The following is a 19246-nucleotide window of genomic DNA, read 5'->3' as shown; positions in this document are numbered from 1 at the left end:
TATTCGCGGGTTGGTGCCGCATGACGGTGTTCCGGCGGAAGAGGGGTTCACTGCGGTCTTCGAGACGGGCGTGCCCGGGTGGGTGCCCATGTCCGCATCGGTGGTTTCCCTCTCCGACACACTGCCCCACTCCCTCAGGGGCCGGCCTCGACGAGACTGTGGGGCTCAGGCGTCCATGGTGACCAGCACCTGACACCATCCGGCCAGTTCACGCGCGATGGCGCAGTTGGCGACCGTGGGAGTCTTCTTGCGGGCCTTGAATCCCAGCCATCGCTTGTGGAGTCGACGGTTGCCGCGCCCGGCGTGGTCTGCGACTGCTCGGGGGGCCTTGTCCCAGCGTGCCTGCAAGGTGGCAGATGGATGGTAGGTGGGCAGGTGGTGCCAGGCGGCCTCCACCAGGAGCCTGCGCGCATGCGCGTTCCCGGTGCGGGTGAGGCCGCCTTGGTGGCGGGTGGACCCCGAGGAGTGCTCACTGGGGACCAACCCCAGGTAGGAGCCGATGCTGGTGGGGGTGAAACGCTGCCAGTCACCCACCTCCACAGCCAGGCCCACCGCTGTGAGGGTGGAGATGCCGCGCAGGCAGGACAGTCGCTTCACCCCCTCAGCGAAGGAGGACTCCTCAGCCAGGCGGGCGATGCCCTCATCGAGGCGCCCCCTCCTGGCCTCCAGAGCACAGACCGTCTCCCAGGACTCATCAAAGGTCTGCAAGGTCGCCCACCCCGCCCCAGCCAGTCCCTCCCGGCGGATCGTGCCCAGCCACGCCCGGTGAGCCACACCCCACGTGGTCTTGCCCTCATAGAGGAAACCCCGACGCAGGAGCAGCTTGGAGAGACGATGACGAGCGGCCATGAGTTCACGGCGCACGTCATCACGAGCACGCACCAGGTCCCGGGCGGACTCCTCCTCCACGGTGGGGACACGCACTCCCACCACTTGGCCCGCCGCGAGCATCTGGGCCAGGTGGAGGGCATCACGACGGTCCGTCTTGATGCGGTCTCCACTGGCACGCAACAGTTTCGAGGGGGCCGCCACCACACACTCAATGCCCTCCCCCTCCAGGGTCCGTGCCAGGTGGAAACCGGTCGGCCCGGCCTCATAGGCCACCCGCACCCCCCGGGCGTCACCCACACGCGCAATGAAGTCGAGGACCTCCCCGTCCCCACCCCCCAACGCAGCCTCCCGGATCACACCCGAGAGGGGATCAATCGCTGCTGCTCGAACACTGCGAGCGTGAACATCCAACCCAATACACGTAGCATCTGACAACACCTGGGGCCTCCCCTGAATCGCATGTCGGCACCCCCACCCACGGGCGAGGGCGATCCACGAAACCGTGGCACTGCACCCCAACCAGGGCACTGAACCACGTTGCACAGGGAAGGCCCCAGGCCACAAGACCCAACCTCAGACCACCCCCACCCCCATATCGTCTTCGTGCTCCGAACAGAGCGGACTTCGACCCCTGAACTGAGCGGACTTCGGCGAGATGGGGGGTGGGGTGGGCACGGCGGGCAGCGACTTGGCCTGTGCATTACCCTTGGTGTGGGCCGGTGAGGCGGCGTCGGGCTCCGAGTCGGCGCTCGTCCGGCCCGTTGCCCTGACCGCACCCTGACGACCAGGAGCCCACATGATCGTGCTGCTCGCCGCGCATCTCGCAGCAGCGCTCGCAGCACCCACCCTGGTCCGCCACCTCGGGCGACGCACCCTCGCACTCCTCGGCCTCGTCCCCGCATCCGCTGCCGCCTGGGCCGCACTGAACACCCGCGCCGCCTTCTCCGCGACGCCCCCCACCGAGCACCTCACGTGGGTCCCGGGCCTCGACATGGACCTCTGGTTCCGCCTGGACCCGCTCTCCTGGCTGATGACCCTCATCGTGGGCGGCGTGGGCGCACTGGTGCTCGTCTACGCCTCCGGGTACTTCTCCGACACCTCCGCCGGGCTCGGCCGCTTCGCGGGGGTCTTCGTCGGCTTCGCCGGTGCCATGCTCGGGGTCGTCACCGTCGACCACTCCATGGGCCTGTACCTGTTCTGGGAGGGCACCTCCCTGCTGTCCTTCCTGCTCATCGGCCACCACCACGACCGCCGTCCCGCCAGGGGTGCCGCCCGCCAGGCCCTCCTGGTGACCTCCTCCGGGTCCCTGGCCATGTTCGCGGGCTTCGTCATGCTGGGCCTGGCACCCGGGGGCTCCTTCCGCATCTCGGAGCTCGTGGCCGCCCTGGCGGACGGCACCATGGACCCGACCTCACCCCAGGTCGTCATCGCCGCGCTACTGGTGCTGGCGGGCGCCGCTACGAAGTCGGCCCTGGTGCCCTCCCACTTCTGGTTGCCCGGTGCCATGGCGGCCCCCACCCCTGTCTCCGCCTACCTGCACGCGGCCGCCATGGTCAAGGCCGGTGTCTACCTCGTGGCGCGCGTGGCTCCGGGCTTCACCGAGGTCCCGGCCTGGTCACCGGTGGTCGTCGCGCTCGGCCTGGCGACCATGCTCCTGGGCGGGTGGAGGGCGCTGCGCCAGCAGGACCTCAAGCTGGTGCTCGCCTACGGGACCGTCTCCCAGCTGGGCCTCATCACCGCCACCGTCGGGCAGGGCAGTGCCGGGGCGATGGCGGCAGGGTTGACCATGCTGCTGGCCCACAGCCTCTTCAAGTCCACCCTCTTCCTCACGGTCGGCGCCGTCGAGTCGGCGACGGGCACCCGAGACCGTCGCAAGCTCACCGGTCTGGCCCGGCGCATGCCCGTCCTGGCCACGGCGGCCGGCCTGGCGGCACTGTCCATGGCGGGCGTGCCGCTCACCACCGGGTACCTCGGCAAGGAGGCCCTCCTGGCGACCCTCCTGCACGGCTCGGAAGCGGGGTGGGTGGGCCCGACGCTCCTGACGGACGTCCTCGTCGCCCTCGTCGTGGCCGCAGGGTCCGTGCTGACCGTCGCCTACTCCTGGCGCGCCTGGTGGGGAGCCTTCGGCACCCGCGGGGTGGCCGAGGAGGTCACGGTGCGCCCGACCCCGCGCCCCATGCTCCTCCCCATCGTCGTGCTCTCCGCAGGCGCCCTGCTCGGTTTCCTCCCCCACACCCTGGAGAACCTCTTCGCCCCCGCCACCACACTGCTCCCCGGCAGCGCGCACCTGGCGTGGTGGTCCGGATGGGAGCCCGCGGCGCTCACCGCGGCCGTCCTGGCCGGTGGCGCCCTCCTGGCCCGGGCCGCCCCCGCCTTCGAGGCCCTGCAGGAGCGGGTCTCGCCGCCGCTGTCGGTGGTCGGCCTCTACTCCTGGAGCATGCGGGAACTCGAGATCGTCTCCGCCCGAGTGACCCGGCTCTTCCAACAGGGCTCCCTGCCCTGGAACCTGTCCACCATCATGCTCACCATGGTGGCCGCGGTGGGTGCCTCGATCCTCATCACCCCACCCGGACCGGTCACGGTGCGCTGGGCGGACTCCCCCCTGCAGGTCGGCATCGCGGTGANNCCATGGCGGCCCCCACCCCTGTCTCCGCCTACCTGCACGCGGCCGCCATGGTCAAGGCCGGTGTCTACCTCGTGGCGCGCGTGGCTCCGGGCTTCACCGAGGTCCCGGCCTGGTCACCGGTGGTCGTCGCGCTCGGCCTGGCGACCATGCTCCTGGGCGGGTGGAGGGCGCTGCGCCAGCAGGACCTCAAGCTGGTGCTCGCCTACGGGACCGTCTCCCAGCTGGGCCTCATCACCGCCACCGTCGGGCAGGGCAGTGCCGGGGCGATGGCGGCAGGGTTGACCATGCTGCTGGCCCACAGCCTCTTCAAGTCCACCCTCTTCCTCACGGTCGGCGCCGTCGAGTCGGCGACGGGCACCCGAGACCGTCGCAAGCTCACCGGTCTGGCCCGGCGCATGCCCGTCCTGGCCACGGCGGCCGGCCTGGCGGCACTGTCCATGGCGGGCGTGCCGCTCACCACCGGGTACCTCGGCAAGGAGGCCCTCCTGGCGACCCTCCTGCACGGCTCGGAAGCGGGGTGGGTGGGCCCGACGCTCCTGACGGACGTCCTCGTCGCCCTCGTCGTGGCCGCAGGGTCCGTGCTGACCGTCGCCTACTCCTGGCGCGCCTGGTGGGGAGCCTTCGGCACCCGCGGGGTGGCCGAGGAGGTCACGGTGCGCCCGACCCCGCGCCCCATGCTCCTCCCCATCGTCGTGCTCTCCGCAGGCGCCCTGCTCGGTTTCCTCCCCCACACCCTGGAGAACCTCTTCGCCCCCGCCACCACACTGCTCCCCGGCAGCGCGCACCTGGCGTGGTGGTCCGGATGGGAGCCCGCGGCGCTCACCGCGGCCGTCCTGGCCGGTGGCGCCCTCCTGGCCCGGGCCGCCCCCGCCTTCGAGGCCCTGCAGGAGCGGGTCTCGCCGCCGCTGTCGGTGGTCGGCCTCTACTCCTGGAGCATGCGGGAACTCGAGATCGTCTCCGCCCGAGTGACCCGGCTCTTCCAACAGGGCTCCCTGCCCTGGAACCTGTCCACCATCATGCTCACCATGGTGGCCGCGGTGGGTGCCTCGATCCTCATCACCCCACCCGGACCGGTCACGGTGCGCTGGGCGGACTCCCCCCTGCAGGTCGGCATCGCGGTGATCGTCCTCCTCGCCGCGATCATGACCGCCCGCTCCCGGCGACGCATGCGTGCCGTCTTCGCCCTCGGCGCCGTGGGCCTGGGCGTCGCCCTGCTCTACGCCTCCCAGGGTGCACCCGACCTGGCGCTCACCCAGATCGTCGTGGAGGCCGTCGCCATGGTCGTCTTCGTCCTGGTCATGCGCAAGCTCCCGCGCTACTTCTCCGACCGGCCCCTGGCCGCCGCACGCTGGCTGCACCTGGCGATCGCGGGCGCGGTGGGCGTCGGGGTCGTCCTGACCGGCCTCTACGCGGCGTCCGCGCGAATCCACGCCCCGGTCTCCGCACTCATGCCCAGCGAGGCCCTGGAGTTCGGCGGCGGCCAGAACATCGTCAATGTCATCCTCGTCGACATCCGCGCCTGGGACACCGTCGGCGAGCTCTCGGTCCTGCTCGTCACCGCCACCGGCGTGGCGTCCCTGATCTACCTACGCTCCCGTTCGGGACGCATCGACCGCGCCCCCAGCGCCTCCGAGCAGCGCCCCTTCCTCCCCGCCGTCTCCGCCCTGCGCCCCCAGGACCGCTCCACCGTCCTGGAGGTGACGACCAGACTCCTCTTCCCGACCATGCTCCTGCTGTCGGTGTGGCTGCTCTTCGTCGGCCACAACTCCCCGGGAGGTGGCTTCGCCGGTGGTGTGGTGGCGGGCCTGGCCTTCGTCCTGCGCTACCTGGCGGGCGGTCGCCACGAACTCGGCGAGGCCATGCCGATCCCCGCAGGTCGCGTCATGGGACTGGGCCTGTTCATCGCGGGGGCCGGGGCCATGCTGCCCCTGCTCTTCGGCAATGCCGTCCTCCAGTCGACTGCCGTCGACATCCACCTGGGCATCCTGGGTGACCTGCACTTCACGACCGCCATGATCCTCGACGTCGGTGTCTACGTGCTGGTGGTGGGCCTGGTCCTCGACCTCGTCTCCGCCGCCGGCGCCGAGATCGACCGTCAGTCCGCCGCTGAGCGCCGCAGGCGGGCTGCGCCCGCGCCCTCCACCCTTGACGAGGGCGCCCCCGCTCCGGTCGCCGCGGGCTCGGTGCCCGGGGGTGCGGTCCATCCGGCTGCCGCCAGGCCCCGGGACTCCTCGCCCGGGGGGCCGGGCGCACCGGTGGTGGCCGCCGACCCGCCCGGGCGTCCCTCCACCGGGGATTCCACCGCCCCGCGGGCGGCCACGGCGAGCGAAGAGGGCACCAACACGGCCACGGACCAGGAGGGGACACGATGACCGTTCCCTCCCTGGTCCTGCTGATCATCTCCGGCGGCCTGGTCGCCACCGGTGTCTACCTGCTGCTGGAGCGTTCCCTGTCCCGGATCTTCATCGGCCTGGGTCTGATCACGCACGGTGTCAACGTCCTGATTCTCGCTTCCGGCGGTGCTGCCGGGCGCCCACCCCTGCTCGGGCTGGAGGACCCTGCAAACATGGCGGACCCGCTGCCCCAGGCGATGATCCTCACCTCCATCGTCCTGTCCCTGGGCACCACCGCCTTCGGCCTCGCCCTGGCCTACCGGTCCTGGCACCTGAGCGGCCACGACGAGGTCGTCGACGACGTCGAGGACCGCCTCCTCGCCCAGCGCGCCGCCCACGAGGCGGCACTGGCACATGCCGAGGCGACCACGGGTGACGAGGACGAGGGCATCAACTACGACTCCGAGGACCCGGGGAGCGACGGCGACGCCCTCGTCCGCGGTGCGGGGGATACAACGACAGAGCCCGGCTCCACGCGGGGAGGTGACGCCTGATGGGTGTCTCCTGGATGCTCCCCGTCCCGGTGCTGCTGCCGCTGCTCAGTGCGGGTCTGGCCCTGCTGGTGGGACGACGTCCCAATCTCCAGCAGCTCATCGCCCTGCTGGCGCTGTCCGTGACGACCCTGGTCTCCGTGGTGCTCGCCGTGGCCGCCTCCGCGGGTCCCGTGGTCCTGGATGTCGGTTCCTGGGCGGCCCCGATCGGCATCACCCTGGTCGCCGACCGTCTCTCCGCCACCATGCTCCTCGTCAGCCAGGTCGTCACCCTGGCCGTCCTCATCTACTCACTGGCCCAGAACCTGGCCGATGACGGGCCGCGCGCCCCCATCGCCATCTACTTCCCGACGTTCCTGATCCTCTCGGCCGGCGTCTCCAACGCCTTCCTCACCGGCGACCTCTTCAACCTCTTCGTCGGCTTCGAGATCCTCCTGGCCGCCTCCTTCATTCTCATCACCCTGGGGGGGACCCGCGGCCGGGTGCGTGCGGGCACGGTCTACGTGGTCGTCTCGATCATCTCCTCCGCCATCTTCCTGGCCGGCATCGCCCTGACCTACTCGGCGGCTGGCACCGTGAACATGGCGCAGCTGGCCGTGCGCCTGCAGGAGATCGACCCCGGCACCGCCCAGATGATCCAGGTGCTCCTGCTGGTCGCCTTCGGCATCAAGGCCGCCGTCTTCCCCCTGGAGGCCTGGCTGCCCGACTCCTACCCGACAGCACCCGCCCCGGTCACCGCCGTATTCGCGGGGTTGCTCACCAAGGTGGGGGTCTACGCCCTGATCCGCCTGCAGTTCCTGCTCTTCCCCGGGGACCACCTCAGCGGGGTGCTGACCTTCGTCGGTCTGGCGACCATGCTCGTGGGCATCCTGGGTGCCGTCGCCCAGGACGACATCAAGAGGCTCCTGTCCTTCACCCTGGTCTCCCACATCGGGTTCATGGTCTGGGGCATCGCGCTGGTGTCCCGTACGGGACTGGCCGCGGCCATCTACTACGCCGCCCACCACATCCTCGTCCAGACCTCCCTGTTCCTCGTCTCGGGACTCATCGAGCGGCGCACCGGGACCACCTCCCTGTCGCGGCTGTCGGGTCTGGCCCGCACGGCACCGGTCATCGCGATCCTCTACTTCATCAGCGGCATCAACCTGGTGGGCATCCCGCCCCTGACCGGGTTCGTCGGGAAACTCGGGCTGGCACGGGCCTCCGTGGAGGCAGCCACACCCGCAGCGTGGGCGCTGCTGGCAGGCGGGATTGTCACTTCCTTCCTGACGCTCTACGTGTTCGTCAAGTGGTGGAACATGGCCTTCTGGCAGACCTCCACGGATGCGCCGCCCATGCTCGCCACACCCGAGCCCCGCCCCGATGCCACCGAGCGCTCCACCCGCAGGGTCGCCAACCAGATCGAGCGCGCCGAGCAGACCCTGGGGCGCACGGCCCGCCGCTCCGAGCAACAGGCCGAGGCCTCGCGCACCGACGCCGAGCAGGGCAAGGGCAACACCTCGGTCCTCATGACCGCCTCCGTCGCTGCCCTGGTCGGGGTCCAACTCGCCATGGCCCTCTTCTCCGGACCCGTGTGGGCCTACATCGACCGGGCTGCCGCGGACCAGATCGCCCGCACGCCCTACATCGAGGCGGTCCTCAGCCAGGGGGATCGCGGTTCCGGGACCTCCGACGAGGAGACCGAGGGCAGTGAGGTCAGCCCCTCGCCGAACCCGACGGCTTCACCGCTGGAGACCGGCACGCCCACCCCCACCCCCTCCGTCGACCCCTCGCCCCAGTCCGGGGCGGTGCCCACCCCGGGTGTGCGGCCCGGTGAGGCGCAGTCAGGGCAGTCAGGTCAGGACTCCCAGTCCGGCACGGATGGGGGTGATCGCTGATGTGGCGCCGTCTCGGTCGCATGTCCTCCGCCGAGTGGTGGGCGGACACCGTCCCACGTCGCGGCAGCGGCGCCGTCTCCTGGCGCCTGACACTGTGGCTGCTGCTCGTGTGGGTGATGGTCTTCGGCAGTGTGGACCCCCTGATACTCCTGGGAGGTGTCCTCGTCGCCGTTGCGGTCCAGTGGGCCTTCCCCTTGCCACGGGTCCAGGGCAGGTGGACCCTGCGCCCCCAGGAGACACTGGTCCTGCTCTCCCGTTTCGCCGCGGACCTCGTGCGCGCAGGCGTGCAGGTCTCCTGGATCGTCGTGTCGAACAGGAAGGTCGACAATGCGATCCTGCGGGTCGAACTGCGCAGCGCCGACCCGGTCCACCTGACCGTGGTCTCCGCGATGACGTCGCTGATGCCCGGGAGCATCGTGGTGCGTGTGGACCGCCTGATCGGGCGGATCTACATCCATGTCCTGGACGTGGAGGGCCAGGGTGGCATCGAGGCCGTCAGGCAGTCGGTGCTCGACCAGGAGGAGCGGATCCTGCGAGCGCTCTCCCGCCCCGCGGACCTCAGTGCCTACGGACTCGGGAAGTCTGCCGAGGACGCCGCCGATGATGATGCCAGCCCTGTTGGCACCGATGACACCGCCTCCTCCGGCACGACGGACGGGGGGTCCCCGGAATGAGTCCGATCGACGTCCTCCACCTGGCCACCGCCGTGGTCGCCGTGTTCTCCGGGGTGCTCGCCCTGTACCGCATGAGCATCGGGCCGGGACTGCTGGACCGCACGGTCGCCACCGACGTGCTGACCGCCTGCGGGATCGGGATCCTCGCCGTGATGGTCGTGTGGTGGCAGCGCTTGGATCTCGGTGTCCTCCTGGTCATCCTCGCGCTGACGGCCTTCATGACCGCCGTCGTCGTGACACGCTACGCCGTGCGCGAGGACGCCTCGTCCAAGCGCATCCTCACCCGTGAGGAGGCGGAACGCCAGGACCGCGAACGCGCCGAGGCGGAGATCGCCGCCGAGCAGGCGGAACTCGAGGAGGCGGCCCGCCTTGCCCGCGGTGACGCCTCGGGGGACGGGGACTCAGGCGGCGGGGGCTCCGCTGACGAGGGCGACACCGATCCCTCCGGGGACGCAGTGGACGGGGCGCCCGACAGTGGGCAGGCCGGTGCCCGCACGGACGGGCCGGCCGGTCCCGGGGAGAGGGGACAGGAATGATGAGATCGTCAGCAGTGGCAACCCTGGCCACCCAGCTCCCGGAATCCCTGCTCGAGGTGGTGGACTGGGCGGGCGCGATCCTGCTGTTCATCGGCGTGGCCTTCACCCTGGTCGCCGCCATCGGGCTGGTCCGCCTGCCCGATCTCTACTCCCGCATGCACGCCGCCACCAAGCCCCAGCTGCTGGGCCTCATGTTCGTCTGTGTCGGGATCGCACTGGACACCCTGGACTGGCGCTGGGTGGTGCTGGGGCTGGCTGTGCTCACCCTGCAGGTGATCACCGCCCCGGTCGGGTCACACCTGGTGGGTCGCGCCGTCTACCGGACCCGGCGCGACGAGGGTCGCGACCTGGTCGTCGACGAGCTCAGCGAGGACCTGAGCTCCTCCTCCCTGGGCGACGGCTCCTGAGCCGCCGGGGCGAGGGGACATGATCCGTCCCACGTGTCCCGGTCGACTGGCTCGCGGATCCCTCGGTCAGGACAGGCGGACCCACCCCACGGCGAGGTCGCTGGTGGAGCGCGCCGCGCCGAACACGCGCCCACGTGAGCCGCGACACGTACCCTGTTGTCGGTCCCGGACGCGCGAGCCGGGTCGGGGAGGGGGGTCGGCCATGTTCCACCGTCACCTCCCCCTGGCCAGTGTCGCCGAGGACATCCTCGTTCCCGTCCTGGACCGGATCCGCTCCGAGATGCGCATCCCGGCCGTCTTCCCGGAGGCGGTCACCGAGCAGGCACGGCGTTCGGTCGCCCAGTGGAGGGACTTCCTCGCCACCCTCGACCTCGACCTCGACCCCTGCCCCGGCCCCCACCCCGACACCGGGACCGACCCGGACCTGGACGCGGATGAGGACCTGGACCCCGCCAGGGTCCAGCACCGCGGTCCCGCCCTCGTCGATCCCGGGGCAACGACGGACGCGACCCGCATCCAGGAGTTCCGCCCGCTGCACCGCGCAGCCACCGGGCGACGCGCGGAGGAGGCGCCGCACCCCTCTGCCACCGGGCGACCCCCGGCGGATGCGCTGTGGGCGCCCGCCCTCCCGACCCTGGACGCCACCCACATCCCCTTCGTGACCATCGACCCCGAGGGTTCGCGCGACCTGGACCAGGCGATCCACCTCCTGCGCCTGCCCGCGGGCGAGCCCGACGGGGCGACCTTCCTCGTCAGCTATGCGATTGCGTCAGTGGCCACCTTCACGCCCCCGGGCTCGCCGCTGGACGCCGAGGCGCGCGCCCGTGGTCTCACCACCTACTTCCCGGACAGCGCCACACCGCTGCACCCCCGTGAGCTCTCCGAGGGTGCGGCCTCCCTGCTGCCGGGACAGCTGTGCCCGGCCTGCGTGTGGCAGATCCGCCTCGGGCCCGACGGCGGGAAGATCACCTGGAACGTGCGTCGCGCCCTGGTGCGCTCCCGCGCCCAGCTCACCTACGAGCAGGTCCAGGAGGCGCTGGACTCCACCGATGGTGGTGAGGGGAGCGAGTTGCCCCCGGGTACACCCGTCGACCTGCCGGTCCTCCTGCGCGAGGTGGGTGAGCTGCGACTGACCCGCGAGATGGCCCGGGGCGGGGTGTCGGCGCGCATCCCCGAGCAGGAGGTGGTCCGTGCTCCCGGGCCCGATGGGAGTGGGCACTTCCGCCTCGTCTACCGTTCCAGTCCGGCCGTGGAGGAATGGAACGCGCAGGTCTCCCTGCTCACCGGGATCTGCGCGGCCTCGACCATGAGGCAGGTGGGCTGCGGGGTCCTGCGGACAGTGCCCCCGGCCACCCCCTCGGCGCTCGCCAAACTGCACGCCGTGGCGCGAGCCCTCGGAGTCGGTTGGCCCGACGAGGTCGCCTACCCGGACCTGGTCCGCTCGATCTCCCCCGACAGCGCACCGGAGGCCGCGTTCCTGCTGGAGGCCACCTCCCTCTTCCGCGGTGCGGGGTACGCGGTCTTCGGCGTGGGGGAGGCGCCGCCCTTCCCCGACGAGGGCGACCCCGTGACCCGGCACGCAGCCATCGCCGCCGAGTACGCGCACGCGACCGCACCCCTGCGGCGCCTCGTGGACCGCTGGTCCCTGGAGATCTGCCTGGCGGCGTGCGCAGGTGAGGCCGTGCCCGGCTGGGTGCGAGAGAGCCTGCTCGAGGTTCCCTCACTGATGGGGAAGGCGACCCAGCGGGTCTCGGCCGCGGAGCGGGAGTCGCTGTGCGCGGTGGAGGCCCTGCTGCTGGCCGGGGAGGTCGGCAATGTCTTCCGGGGCGCAGTGGTCGACGTGGACGGGCGGCCACCGCGCAATGGGGTCACTACCGGGGGAGGCAATGGCGCCCGGGGGAACGGTGCCCGGGAGAACGGTGCCCGGGGGAACGGTGCCAACGGCCAAGGGGTGGGTCCTGACCGTGCCCAGGGTGCCGGAGTTCCTGTCGGCCCGGACCAGCCACCCGCGCAGGCCGGAGCGAGGCGCGGCACGGTCATGATCGCGGATCCCGCGGTGATGGGGCGGGTGCTGGTGGCGGAGGAGTCGGAGTCCTTGCGCCTCGGTGAGGTCATCGAGGCGAGGTTGGTCCAGGCCGACGTGTCGCGGCGACGCATCGAGTTCCTCTGGCCGGCCGGCCCGGAGCGGCAGGACGGAGCCCCAGGGCCTGGTCCGGAAGCCCGGAGCTGAGCGCGCGAGCCGCCACCTCCGTGCGGGACCGGCTGCCTGTGAGGCGCAGGATCTCCGAAACGTATCCTCGAACGGTCGACTCGCTGAGATGGAGCTCGTGGGCAATGTCGCGATTGGACGCGGCCGCCACGAGGAGGTCGAAGACTTCTTTCAAGCGCAGGGGCATGGCTTGGACGGTAGCGATGAAGTCGGAGCTGGTCTCCTTCCGTCGAGCCTGTTCACGGTACGACTGTGCGAGCAGCGCCGTGGGGCGCGCTCCCATCACGGTCTTCCCGGATGCGGCGTGCTGCAAGAGGATCACGAGTTCCTTGAGCGGGAGGTCTTTCGTGAGGAACCCCGAGGCTCCAGCGAGCAGGGACTGCTCGAGGAAGTCCTCCCGTTCGAAGGCGGTGAGCATCACCACCGTCACATCTGGGTGCTGCGCGGCGATTGCCCGGGCCGTTGCGACGCCGTCGAGGACGGGCATGTCGACATCGAGCAACGCGACGTCAACGATGTGGTGCCGCAGCTCATCGAGAGCTGCGGCACCGTCAGCAACGGCAGCGACCAGAGTGATCTGATCAGTGCTCGCGAGTGCCGAGCCGAGCTCTCTGCGCAGGACGGGATCGTCGTCTGCGAGGAGCACTCGCACGTGCTCCGGTTCCATCTATTCCCTTTCTCCTTCCCGTTTCGCTGTCTCGACTACCGGGGAGGACTCCAGCGTGGCCCCCGGCACCCCGGCTTCTCCAGTCCGGGGCGCACTGCTCCTCCTTGTCGCGGGTGGAGGTTCTCCTGGCAGACTGAGGGTGAGCACCCACGACCCATGGTTGGGTCCGAAGAGGACTCTGCCACCTTCCCCAGCAACCCGGATGGACAAGTTCTCAAGTCCAAGTCCTCCGGAGAGGACGCCGTGGTCGATCGCTGGGGGAGGAGGCATCTCGCTGGCCAGCATGAGATCCACGGCCCTGTCGGGGAGGAGTTCGACGACGAGGCGCGCCGTGGATCCCGGTCGGGCGAACTTGAGGGTGTTGGTCGCGCCCTCCCGCACGGCACCGGCGAGAATGGCGCGCTGGCGAGCAGTGCACGAGGAGTCCACGTCCCCAACGACCTCGGAGACAAGATCAATGTCGCGTCCGCTGAGCATTGCTCGACAGGTGTGGATGATCTGCCCGAATGGCTCCGAAGCAGTAGGTGGTCCTCCCTCGCCTGACTTGGCCATGAGAGCTCGCAGGCGACCCAGGGCGATCCGCGCACGATCGCCCAACTCTTCGATCTCGGAGGCAAGCTCAGGGTCGGTGGCGCCGCGTGCGATGCCGCTGCTGGTCAGGATGACTCGTACCAGTTCACTTGCCACGTCGTCGTGCAACGCGGCAGCAAGGCTGTGGCGCACTGAGAGTTCCGCCTCGGATGCGACGCGGTGCGCGTGCTCTTCCAGGGCAGCTCGCTGCCGTCGGCCCCATCGCAGGACCGCACCGATCACAAGGGTGAATGTCACCCCCAATGCGGCTCCGACGATGTCCGCCCTCGGTGTCGATGACTGTGAGAGCTGAGCAAGCTCGGAACTGAGCAGAATGGCAGTTGCGGGAAGAGCCCATCCCCGGGCGATCCAATCCACTCCGAGCACGTAGATGCCGACCATCGGGAGCGCCAAGGACAACACCTCGCGTGGCAGACATATCCCGATCACGGTCAGACCCGAGTACAGGGAGCCCCCGATGGCAGGCGACCATGCTGACGCAGCCAGGAGCAGACAGCTTCCCACTGCCCAGATGAGACTGTAGCGACCGATTCCATCCGAGACGGGACCTGAGAGGAGTTCGCTCAGGAGAAGGATGGCGGCTGCCGCGACGAACAGGATCTGGCGGAGGTGGAGACTGGCGTGCTGACCAAGAGTCGAGGCGTCGAGCCCCTCGACTCTCGTGCGCGTCTTCAATTTCTCTTGCATGAGGGAAACGAGGGAAAGAACGTGCAGATCCACGGCTCGTTGTTCTCGATGGTCACTTCTGTGAGACCCCGTTCATGTCCAAAGAGGTGCGGCGTCGAACTGAAGACGAGGTCGTCCCCCAACTGATCCACCCCCATAGGGGAGACGAACAGCAGATAGGCAATGGCTATCCGGGCTACTGTCATGTTGGAGATCTTTCCGTGCATCTTGGTCCTCTTGGCGTAGCCGTGTGCTTCGATCATCTGTTTGCTACACCATCCTTCCTCTCTTGGGGTGTTGGAGGGGCTGGGCGCGGCGTCGAGACGATCTCGTGTCGGTCCTGTCAATCTTCCGCCGACGGGCTCGTTCTGTTGCGCGATTTCGGCGCCTCCCTCGAGCCGTGAGTCGCTCCCGTCCGCATGCTCCCGAGGGACATGATCAGCGCGGTGACCGCAGCTGACGGAACCGGGATCAACCAGAACCAGCCGTAGTCGAAGTCCAGTGGGGTGCCCGCAACCGAGAGAGTGGGCATGGCCCCAATCCGTCCCATCGCTACCGCCACACATGTAGCAGCAACCGTTGACAACGCGAGAGGGATTGTCAGGCGCAGACGTTGATGGCTCGTCGCCCCTGAGTTCCTTGCGACTTCCCACAAGGTCCTCTGCTCCGATGAGATCGAGATGAAAAGCAGAGCGACCGCGATGGAGGCGATGAGGGCGGCAAAGGATGGAATGGTGAATGCCATGGCACGCATCTGACGAGCCTCTGGACTGTCGGACTCGGTGACGAAGCTGTACCCGGCTTGGGTGATGACGCTGGTACGGAAGCCATTCTTCTCCCGATCCGTATGCTCGCTGAATCCTTGGATGATCACGGTCCGAAGGTCTGAGGAGCCGATGCCCAATCTCTTCACTTCAGGAGACAGGGGGTCCAGGACCACGTCCGGCATTCCATTGACACCCATCTCCGGGTCGGGAGGGCCAGTCGTGAGATGGGCAGTGGATTTCACCCGTCCAGAGGCTGGCTCAAGGACAACCACTCCGAGATCGCCATCGGTGGAGAGCTCCTCGGAAACTCGGCCGGCAAAGGTCGCTGCTGGGCCGTCAGAGGGCGCGAACACCACTAGGCGGAGGACTTCCAGGGGACAGGCCGTGAAATAGTCCTCGTTTGTGCCGATTGCTTGCTCGAAGCAAGAAAGGCCTTCTGCAGTGGTCGCGCGAGGCTGGGATTCTGATTCATCCGCGTTTACGAAGACCAGCGCATCCGCCATGATGTCGGGATATGTTGCGCTGAGGTTCTCGACATCATTCGCTGTCAGGGACTCAACCATCATCGAGGACTCGGAGCCGTCCATCCCTGATGTCACATCGCTCATCAGGCTGGCGCTCTGGTAGGCAGCGAGCGTCAGGAGAAGCATCAGTGCGTTGAGAGTCGGAACAGTGTTCCGGGTGGTGGCCCACAGCGCACGTTGCTGCACGGGGGCGCGTGACAGCCAGGGGATCCGCCACAGGAGCACCGGCCATGCGATGGAGGCCACGATGGTCCCCAGCGCGACGCCCAGATGAAGCACCTGCGTCTGGTATAGGTAGACGAGCAAAGCCGACAGGACCACTCCCGTCGGTGCTGCGATCAATGGCCAACGAGGCGGATCCCGACGAGGCTCCGCGTGCCTCTGCTTGGGTCGATGCTGGCAGGCGATCCAGGCAACGAGAAGTGCGATCATGACGTAGCCGCCGACAAAGCCGAGCGAGGGCGTCAGCCATCCGGGCGTCTCTTCCCACACCTGTTCGACCTGGGCTGCCAATGGTCCCCGTGCGATGCGCATGAGCATCTTGGTGCCCATGACGCCGACAAGTGATCCACACACAGGCAGGAGGAACAGCCCCATCTGCGTCACCCACCAGGATCGCCGCCATGACTCCCCCGAAGCGACCAATGCACTCGCGACCCTTCCGGTCGTGGCACGTGTGGAGATCAGGACTCCTGCCAATCCCACGGCGCCGACGACGAAGAGGAGCGACAACAACCAGGGCAACCCCGCCAGCTCTCTCACTCCAACCTCCGCGGAGGCCGCGCGAACAGAGGCGTCGACCGTGCCTGCCTGTGCGTTGCCCGAGGACAGATCCGTCTGCAGTGCGGGGATCGTCTCCGGGTCTGCGTCGGTGAGCCAGGTCTGAGCGCGTGATCCAATCCCCGGGGAACGCGTGACAGCAGCCATCGTCACCTCGCTTGGGGATGCTGGATTCAGCGTGATCCCAGTGACGGTGTACTCAGCGGTTCCGAGCTCCTCCTCTTCGGAGCTCACAAGGACGCGTCCACCGACGGCGACACCAGCCTGTGCCGCGCCTTCACGGGAGATGGAAAGTTCGCCCGGAGCCGTCGGATGGCGTCCGGAGATGACATGCCCGTAGCGGGACTGCCCGGAGAGCTCAAGAACGGTCCCTGTGGTGGCTCCGGGGTGGTCGCTCGCCGTCGCAGAGCCGCGTCCCTTCACGACGGCAACGGCCTGACCGGAGTTGACCAGCTCGGTGAGGGCCTCTCGAGCAACCTGTCCGCCCCCGCTGATCTGGTAGTGATACCCGCCGAAGGAATCAGCCGCACCCTGGCGAATGGTGTCCCGATATGTGCTCGCACCATCCAGCATGCCGGTCGCGACCATTGACAAGAGAGCTGAGAACAGCAGAAGTGTCGCGCACGTCCCAGGTCGGCCGCCTGCCACCTTCCAGGCGATACGCTTGCGTATGCCCCACATCAGGCCGCGACCAGATGGCGGCTGTGGATGCGGACCACCGCGTCGGCGTGCGCCGCCACGTCTTGGTCATGTGTGGCGACAACCACGACAATCCCCCACTCCTGAGCGACCTGCCCTAAGAGAGTGGCGATCAGTTCTGTTGCCTCCTCGTCCAGTGCCCCAGTCGGTTCATCTGCGAGAATCATCCGGGGAGAGCCAACCAAGGCACGCGCCAAGGCGACACGTTGCTGCTCGCCACCGGACAGCCGCTCAACCGGTCCGTGGAGACGCTCACCCAGTCCGAGGCGTTCCAGCAGTTCGCGGGCGCGGGTCGGGTTGGCGCGCAAGGTTCCGGCGATCTCCTGCGGGAGCCTGACATTGTCCAAGGCGTCCAGAAAGGGCACGAGTCGGTAGTCTTGGTGGACGCGAGCCACAAGAGTACGACGCAGCACGACGCTGTCCATAAGCGTCAGGTCTTGTCCCTCAATGAGGACACGCCCCTCGTCGGGGTGCAATTCGCCACTGGCGAGGCGGAACAACGTGGTCTTGCCGGATCCGGAAGGCCCCATCACCGCATGCATCAGACCGGGTTCGAATGACCAATCCGCAGACTCGAAGATCGTGCGCGAGGAACCATAGGCGAAGCGCACCCCCGAGAACTCCAGACCCGTCACCTCATCCGCCTCTCTGCCGGACCGCCCCGCCGAGGGCAGGATTTGAAACGAGGACTACTCGTGTGGATCCTGCCCCCGTACGCGGCTGTGGCACTCACCTCGTTCCGAGATCCACCCGGGCGCTCCTGGGCCAACCACTTGGAGCATTTGGATCGTAGATCCAAGCGCCGGTCGTGTAGGTGACACCGGTTCTAGTGAACCACGAGGAATGGCGATCGACGCCAACAGAAACATCGAGTGTCACTCGGGCCTTCGTGTCTGAGCCCAGCGTTTTGCAGGATCCTTGACCGACCGTATAGCCGACCTTCGGGACGATTGACGCCGAGCAGTTCCCGCTCAGCGCAAACACGCCCGGGGCGTTCATACCCACAAAAGCTCCTGCCGCAAGCATTGACGCGGCTGCTATCGAAAGGCTTCGTCTTGACGGACTTCTCATCTTCACCACACTCCTCTGCGGATGGGGGACACCTGGAGGTGCGGGTGGCTCCTTCGACGGGTGAACTCGGCCGATGCGCTTGTCGAAGGATCCAACCTTGGCAGGTTGTGCTCTCCTGCCTCGATCAGCGTGCCTGGCCTTGCCCCTGAGATCCACCGACAAATGTCGGTGGCTTCGGAACCAACTGCCCGTGGTCCGGACCCGCTTGGCAGTGGGGCTGGCACCTGTGAGACAGTGGCCCCGTGTTCACCGGCTCCTGGCACCTGGACGACACCGACGGCACCGCCCCGACCAGTTCCCCCGGGCGTCGTGATGCCCCACACCACCACGCACCGGCCCCCCGGCCCGGGCAGGATCCCGTCACGGCCGATCCCCTGGCCGGCGGTCCGCTCGCCGACGACCACCCCCGCGACCACTGCGGGGTCTTCGGGGTGTGGGCGCCGGGCGAGGACGTCTCGCGCCTCACCTACTTCGGGCTCTACGCCCTGCAGCACCGTGGCCAGCAGTCCGCGGGCATCGCCACCTCCGACGGACGCAACATCCTGGTCTACAAGGACCTCGGTCTGGTCAACCAGGTCTTCACCGAGCAGACGCTGACCGGACTGCGCGGGCACATCGCCCTGGGCCACTGCCGCTACGCCACCACGGGTGCCGACACCTGGCGCAATGCCCAGCCGACGCTGGGGCCCACCCCGACCGGGACGATCGCGCTGGGGCACAACGGGAACCTCACCAACACCGAGGAGTTGCGCAGGCTGGCCCGTTCGGTGGCCCCCGAGGACGAGGACCTCGAACACGGTGCCTCCACCGACACCTCCATCGTCACCGCACTCATGGGGTTGGCCGAGCGGCTCCCGGGTCCGGTCCCCTTCGTGGACCGCTCCCGCACCGTGACGGCTGCCGCGCCCCCGGACCCGTCCGCGCCGGAGACGTCGTCCACCGGCGCTGCCGACCGCGCCTCCGCCGGTGGGGTGGACACCACCGCGGGGGGGACCGGTTCCGGAGGCGGGGACGTCCCCGCAGGTGTCACCGGTGCCCTGTCCGCCGGGACGCACACGGACCCGCACCCGCCCTCGTCGGCCCCCCTGGGTGACCCGGAGCCCCCGGCACTGGTCCCCGCGGCACTGAAGGTCCTCCCCCGCCTGAAGGGCGCCTTCTCCCTGGTATTCATGGACGAGCACACGCTCTACGCTGCGCGTGACCCCCACGGCTACCGGCCCCTGGTGCTCGGGCGCCTGTCACGGGGCTGGGTGGTGGCCTCGGAGACCTCCGCCCTGGACCTGGTGGGCGCCACCTTCGTGCGCGAGGTCGAGCCGGGGGAACTCATCGCCATCGACGACAACGGTGTGCACTCCCGCCGCTTCGCCGTCACCCGCGCCAGCACCTGCGTCTTCGAGTACGTCTACCTGGCCCGTCCCGACACCATCATCGGTGGTC

Annotated in this window: 14 protein-coding genes and 1 pseudogene; 9 read left to right on the top strand and 6 right to left on the bottom strand. The window is 69.0% G+C overall.

The features are described from left to right. Positions 1–165 precede the first annotated feature (165 nt). Positions 166–1269, bottom strand: coding sequence for an IS110 family RNA-guided transposase (locus BQ9890_RS09655; protein ID WP_075889596.1), 1104 nt, complete (start codon positions 1267–1269; stop codon positions 166–168). A gap of 358 nt (positions 1270–1627) precedes the next feature. On the opposite strand from BQ9890_RS09655, the pseudogene BQ9890_RS15905 reads away from it, so the two are divergent. From BQ9890_RS15905 to BQ9890_RS09615, 8 genes and pseudogenes are all read left to right on the top strand, one after another. Beyond that, positions 1628–2830: pseudogene (locus tag BQ9890_RS15905) on the top strand (proton-conducting transporter transmembrane domain-containing protein); the annotation flags it as partial. Between the two features lie 629 nt (positions 2831–3459). After that, positions 3460–5829, top strand: coding sequence for a hydrogen gas-evolving membrane-bound hydrogenase subunit E (mbhE, locus tag BQ9890_RS09645; RefSeq protein ID WP_075891128.1), 2370 nt, complete (start codon positions 3460–3462; stop codon positions 5827–5829). Further along, the gene (locus BQ9890_RS09640; RefSeq protein WP_075891126.1) at positions 5826–6344 is read left to right on the top strand and encodes a Na(+)/H(+) antiporter subunit C; all 519 of its coding nucleotides are present in this window, start codon (positions 5826–5828) and stop codon (positions 6342–6344) included. Before mbhE ends, BQ9890_RS09640 begins: the two co-directional genes overlap by 4 nt. Continuing rightward, on the top strand, positions 6344–8218 hold the full coding sequence (locus BQ9890_RS09635) for a Na+/H+ antiporter subunit D (RefSeq protein WP_075891124.1): 1875 nt from the start codon (positions 6344–6346) through the stop codon (positions 8216–8218). Before BQ9890_RS09640 ends, BQ9890_RS09635 begins: the two co-directional genes overlap by 1 nt. Beyond that, positions 8218–8892 (top strand): Na+/H+ antiporter subunit E, encoded by a 675-nt coding sequence (locus tag BQ9890_RS09630; protein ID WP_075891122.1) that lies wholly within the window; start codon positions 8218–8220, stop codon positions 8890–8892. The genes BQ9890_RS09635 and BQ9890_RS09630 overlap by 1 nt, the downstream gene beginning before the upstream one ends. Next, positions 8889–9428: an MrpF/PhaF family protein gene (locus BQ9890_RS09625; protein ID WP_075891120.1), complete on the top strand. Its 540-nt coding sequence runs from the start codon at positions 8889–8891 to the stop codon at positions 9426–9428. The genes BQ9890_RS09630 and BQ9890_RS09625 overlap by 4 nt, the downstream gene beginning before the upstream one ends. Then, positions 9425–9835 carry a monovalent cation/H(+) antiporter subunit G gene (mnhG, locus tag BQ9890_RS09620; RefSeq protein ID WP_230297893.1) on the top strand — a complete coding sequence of 137 codons (411 nt, stop codon included), beginning with the start codon at positions 9425–9427 and terminating at the stop codon, positions 9833–9835. The genes BQ9890_RS09625 and mnhG overlap by 4 nt, the downstream gene beginning before the upstream one ends. A gap of 202 nt (positions 9836–10037) precedes the next feature. Further along, entirely contained in the window at positions 10038–12065 is a 2028-nt protein-coding gene (locus tag BQ9890_RS09615; RefSeq protein WP_075891116.1) for an RNB domain-containing ribonuclease, read from the top strand. Here BQ9890_RS09615 and BQ9890_RS09610 read toward each other — a convergent pair. From BQ9890_RS09610 to BQ9890_RS09595, 5 genes are all read right to left on the bottom strand, one after another. Further along, entirely contained in the window at positions 11947–12690 is a 744-nt protein-coding gene (locus tag BQ9890_RS09610; protein ID WP_195907657.1) for a response regulator, read from the bottom strand. The two genes, BQ9890_RS09615 and BQ9890_RS09610, sit on opposite strands and share 119 nt — an antisense overlap. 21 nt (positions 12691–12711) lie before the next feature. Continuing rightward, complete coding sequence (locus tag BQ9890_RS15360) at positions 12712–14022, bottom strand: sensor histidine kinase (protein ID WP_143226295.1); 1311 nt, start codon at positions 14020–14022, stop codon at positions 12712–12714. Continuing rightward, the gene (locus BQ9890_RS09605) at positions 13974–14231 is read right to left on the bottom strand and encodes a hypothetical protein (protein ID WP_075891113.1); all 258 of its coding nucleotides are present in this window, start codon (positions 14229–14231) and stop codon (positions 13974–13976) included. The genes BQ9890_RS15360 and BQ9890_RS09605 overlap by 49 nt, the downstream gene beginning before the upstream one ends. An 80-nt stretch (positions 14232–14311) precedes the next feature. Further along, positions 14312–16627, bottom strand: coding sequence for a hypothetical protein (locus BQ9890_RS09600; RefSeq protein ID WP_143226294.1), 2316 nt, complete (start codon positions 16625–16627; stop codon positions 14312–14314). Between the two features lie 92 nt (positions 16628–16719). Continuing rightward, the gene (locus BQ9890_RS09595) at positions 16720–17373 is read right to left on the bottom strand and encodes an ABC transporter ATP-binding protein (protein WP_078062358.1); all 654 of its coding nucleotides are present in this window, start codon (positions 17371–17373) and stop codon (positions 16720–16722) included. Between the two features lie 810 nt (positions 17374–18183). Here BQ9890_RS09595 and BQ9890_RS09590 point away from each other — a divergent pair. Next, a partial coding sequence (locus tag BQ9890_RS09590) for an amidophosphoribosyltransferase (RefSeq protein WP_407638914.1) occupies positions 18184–19246 on the top strand: 1063 nt, incomplete at its 3' end.

The organism is Actinomyces provencensis (genome assembly GCF_900155435.1).
Lineage (GTDB): Bacteria > Actinomycetota > Actinomycetes > Actinomycetales > Actinomycetaceae > Pauljensenia > Pauljensenia provencensis.
This window is presented reverse-complemented; position numbering and strand designations above follow the sequence as displayed.

Bases quoted from the DNA above. Each gene is read 5' to 3' on its own strand.
- mnhG (WP_230297893.1), top strand. From the start codon at position 9,425: ATGATGAGATCGTCAGCAGTGGCAACCCTGGCCACCCAGCTCCCGGAA.
- BQ9890_RS09600 (WP_143226294.1), bottom strand. From the start codon at position 16,627: ATGGTCGCGACCGGCATGCTGGATGGTGCGAGCACATATCGGGACACC.
- BQ9890_RS09630 (WP_075891122.1), top strand. From the start codon at position 8,218: ATGTGGCGCCGTCTCGGTCGCATGTCCTCCGCCGAGTGGTGGGCGGAC.
- BQ9890_RS09615 (WP_075891116.1), top strand. From the start codon at position 10,038: ATGTTCCACCGTCACCTCCCCCTGGCCAGTGTCGCCGAGGACATCCTC.
- BQ9890_RS09605 (WP_075891113.1), bottom strand. From the start codon at position 14,231: ATGATCGAAGCACACGGCTACGCCAAGAGGACCAAGATGCACGGAAAG.
- BQ9890_RS09640 (WP_075891126.1), top strand. From the start codon at position 5,826: ATGACCGTTCCCTCCCTGGTCCTGCTGATCATCTCCGGCGGCCTGGTC.
- mbhE (WP_075891128.1), top strand. From the start codon at position 3,460: ATGGCGGCCCCCACCCCTGTCTCCGCCTACCTGCACGCGGCCGCCATG.
- BQ9890_RS09635 (WP_075891124.1), top strand. From the start codon at position 6,344: ATGGGTGTCTCCTGGATGCTCCCCGTCCCGGTGCTGCTGCCGCTGCTC.
- BQ9890_RS09625 (WP_075891120.1), top strand. From the start codon at position 8,889: ATGAGTCCGATCGACGTCCTCCACCTGGCCACCGCCGTGGTCGCCGTG.